We start from the raw sequence: 4,010 nt of genomic DNA on the forward strand, positions 1-4,010 counted from the left end.
TGAATATTAGAAACTGTTTGGGGTTATGATTTTATGGGCGATTCAAATATTATAGAAGTTTATATTCGTTACTTACGTTTAAAGTTAGAATCTAATGAAGAAAAAAGGTTAATTCAAACTGTGCGAGGAGTGGGTTATGTTTTGCGGGAATAATTTAGGAATAAGGAAAAATATTATCTGGGGAAATGTTTTTCCCACTGTTAATTATTAATAGTTAAACTATTCCTTAATATATCCGTGCATTTCTTTTCTCGCCTTTTCTGTTATGGCTTCCTCTAACCACTGACTTCTATTAGGAAGCGATCGCACATACTCATCAACATCCTGTGGAACTCTTACAGATAAAGGCTTTTCAGCTTTTGGCTTTTCACCTTCACCTAATACGGTCATTATTTGGCCTTTTTTATTTCTGACTAACTTGGACATAATTTTCTGCTGATGATTTTTTAATCTATTATACTATGTATACATCGGTCATCAGTTTTTATTCTTCTATTCTGACGTATACATCAGTAATATTTATCAACAAAAGCTATATACAGACGTATACATCGTTTAATATAAAAAGATGAAAAATCAAAAGCAAGCATCCCTGGAAGTTAACTAGGGACTTAGCACAAAAAACTTGGGCTTTGAAGTAATAGCTTCAGCCCAAGGAACAAACAAAATATACACTCTAATCTTAGCAAATGTCAGAGCCTAATAATAGTGATAAAAACAACACATCTAGCCATTGGGCAGTTTCAGAAGAAGATTGTGAAAATATGGTAGAAAGAAATCAATAGAAATTATTAGAAACTAGGAAAGACGATAGTAAATCTATTCGAATGTATTTTTGAAGGAGAAACATCATTTGCATTTGCAGACCACAAAGAAAAAAACAATGACTGAAAATATTGAACAATTATTAGATGATCGAGTAACTCTAATTATTTACATGGTAAAACAAGGCGAACAATTGGTTCGACATTCAGGAGGGTTAATTGAAAAAGATGAAACGACCCGTCTTATTCGTGCTAGTTATGATTAGCAAGCAGTAGAAAAAAGACAGTATGAACAATAAATTGGTCAGCGACTCTATTCTACTGGTTCTGGTGCTACCCTTCATTCTTCTAGGGCAATTCCTACGGACTGGATAGTTTCTCATGTAGAACGTTATGAACCAGACTTGCAAAATATGCCTTTATTCCGTGAAGTTATTATCGCATATTGTGAGAAAAAACCAATGACTATTGAGGAATATAAATCTTTAGTTTATGAACGAGAAGCTCAAATTTAAGCTGAATCTTTTGGCGGTAATGAACAGCGTTATCAAGAGTGGTTGAAATCAAATGGAATTTGAGAAAATTTATAGACTAAATAATACAGCAGATTCCAGCTACACCCCGAAGCGGGCAAGATGCCCGCACTGGAAAGATTTAATTATTAATATCTGTACTTCTTCTGCTTATGCGAGGAATCTGCTGTATTACCAAAAAATGAGGTCCAAAGCCTCCACTTTTAAGGGGGTGAAAAATATTCAATTCAGTATTTTCAAGCCTCCGACTAAAGCCGGAGGTACTGATAACTGATAACTGATAACTGATAACTGAAATAACCTAACTATCAGAAATTTTCCTCACTTCCTCAACAGTTAAACTAAGAATTTGTGCTACTTGTTCTACACTCATTCCCGTTGCTAATAATTGAGGAATAGCATTTCTTCGTGCTTTGCGTTCTTGTTCAGCTCGTTGGCGTTCTTGTTCAGCTCGTTGGCGTTCTTGTTCAGCTATGTTGGCAAAGCGATCGCCACGGGCTTTTTCTATTTCTTTTCCTTCTGCTCCTGTTAACAATAAATTACCTTCAGAATCCCACCAACGTAACCATGATAAGCTTTGATTTTGATAAGAACCTTGCCATTTTCCTAATTCTATCCCCAGGGGTTCAATCAAATAGTGTTCCCGCTCATTCGGAGACATCTGGCGATAAAAGTCATCCTCTAAATGATACATTTCTAAATTGCCAGTTTTGATAACATATATTCCGTAGTAATTTATTTTGATAATCTGCTCGTAGACCCAAAATTTTCCTGGTTTTGTTGTTTCACCATCTTCGGAAACTGACAAAGGTGTTTTGTCTAATTCTTCTGTTCCATCTCCACTGGCAAATTCTAGAGCAATTAAAGGCGCCATATATTCTCGCCACAGACAATAGGAACGACGAATTTCACCGTTTAATAGTGGTGGTACATTGGGAATGTAAAACCAATATGGTATTTCTGCTCCATCTTCAAGAGGTTCTGTTTTTTGCCAAAAAATAGCACTATCTTGCCCGATGACATAATTTCCATCTGGGTGTCGCTGTTGTAAAATTGGTCCGATGGAATCAGTTAAAAGAATACTTTGGGGATGTTCTTGGAAATTTTTCACAATTGAATTTGGCGATTATTATCTACATTTTTAGGACTTACGCAGAAACCGGGTTATTCTCCAAATTTGGATGCGTAAGTCCTGATGATATTCTTACCAATGAATAATTGATAATTAATGAATCCGATGGTTTTACAGCACTTTCCGTTGTTATGAGGTACACTCTCGCGGGCAAGATGCCCGCACTACAATATTTTCACCATTTACCTTGTACCTCATTTACTCGAAATCTGCTGTAACCAGAAATAATTATTAATTATTAATTATTAATTATTATTTAGGAACGCTAAGTTTCAGCAGATTGATTTTTTTTTTACTATTGTCCAATAGTAATGTTGAATTTAGATACACTCAGGGAAAGCGATCGCTATATTTTAGGTGCTTGAGTAAAATTTTTGGCTAGATATTTCTTCTTTAGGAACGCTAACTTTGAGCAGATTGATTTTTTTTAACTATTGTCCAATAGTAATGTTGAGTTTAGATACATTCAGGGAAAGCGATCGCTATGTTGTTAGATGCTTGACTAAAATTTTGGACTAGATATTTCTTCTTTAGGAACGCTAACTTTGAGCAGATTGATTTTTTTTAACTATTGTCCAATAGTAATGTTGAGTTTAGATACACTCCGGGAAAGCGATCGCTATGTTGTTAGGTGCTTGAGTAAAATTTTTGGCTAGATATTTCTTCTTTAGGAACGCTAAGTTTCAGCAGATTGATTTTTTTTTAACTATTGTCCAATAGTAATGTTGAATTTAGATACAGTCAGGGAAAGCGATCGCTACCTTGTAGGATGCTTGAGTAAAGTTTTTGGCTAGATATTTCTTCCTTACGAACCCTCACTTTCAGCAGATTGATTTTTTTTTAACTATTGTCCAATAGTAATGTTGAATTTAGATACAGTCAGGGGAAGTGATCGCTATCTTTTAGGGTGCTTGACTAAAATTCTAGATCAGGACTTACGCAAAGACACTGTGTATAGAGTCCAGTAACTATTGTCCAATAGTTATGAGTACTATATATAGCGTATCTGCGTAAGTCCTATAGATATTTCTTCTTTAGGAACGCTAACTTTGAGCAGATTGATTTTTTTTAACTATTGTCCAATAGTAATGTTGAGTTTAGATACACTCCGGGGAAGCGAGCGTTATGTTGTTAGGTGCTTGAGTAAAGTTTTTGGCTAGATATTTCTTCTTTAGGAACGCTAACTTTGAGCAGATTGATTTTTTTTAACTATTGTCCAATAGTAATGTTGAGTTTAGATACACTCCGGGGAAGCGAGCGTTATGTTGTTAGGTGCTTGAGTAAAGTTTTTGGCTAGATATTTCTTCTTTAGGAACGCTAACTTTGAGCAGATTGATTTTTTTTTAACTATTGTCCAATAGTAATGTTGAGTTGAGATACACTCAGGGGAAGCGATCGCTATATTTTAGGTGCTTGAGTAAAATTTTTGGCTAGATATTTCTTCTTTAGGAACGCTAACTTTGAGCAGATTGATTTTTTTTAACTATTGTCCAATAGTAATGTTGAGTTTAGATACATTCAGGGAAAGCGATCGCTATGTTGTTAGATGCTTGACTAAAATTTTGGACTAGATATTTCTTC

The 4,010-nt window shown here is 34.9% G+C and carries 2 protein-coding genes and 2 pseudogenes; 2 read left to right on the top strand and 2 right to left on the bottom strand.

Features of this window, described 5'->3' with window-relative positions:
* Positions 1-153, top strand: a pseudogene (locus tag F6K54_RS07330) (winged helix-turn-helix domain-containing protein); the annotation flags it as partial.
* Positions 154-219: 66 nt separating this feature from the next.
* On the opposite strand, the gene F6K54_RS07335 reads toward F6K54_RS07330, so the two are convergent.
* The gene (locus F6K54_RS07335; RefSeq protein WP_293076056.1) at positions 220-426 is read right to left on the bottom strand and encodes a hypothetical protein; all 207 of its coding nucleotides are present in this window, start codon (positions 424-426) and stop codon (positions 220-222) included.
* A 433-nt stretch (positions 427-859) separates the two neighbouring features.
* Here F6K54_RS07335 and F6K54_RS07340 point away from each other — a divergent pair, with 433 nt between their 5' ends.
* Positions 860-1,030 (top strand): hypothetical protein, encoded by a 171-nt coding sequence (locus F6K54_RS07340; protein ID WP_293076057.1) that lies wholly within the window; start codon positions 860-862, stop codon positions 1,028-1,030.
* Positions 1,031-1,598: 568 nt separating this feature from the next.
* Here the strand turns inward: F6K54_RS07340 and F6K54_RS07345 are convergent.
* Positions 1,599-2,423, bottom strand: a pseudogene (locus tag F6K54_RS07345) (Uma2 family endonuclease); the annotation flags it as partial.
* Positions 2,424-4,010 lie beyond the last annotated feature (1,587 nt).

Origin of the sequence: Okeania sp. SIO3B5, assembly GCF_010692555.1 — a bacterium.
Taxonomy (GTDB): Bacteria; Cyanobacteriota; Cyanobacteriia; order Cyanobacteriales; family Microcoleaceae; genus Okeania.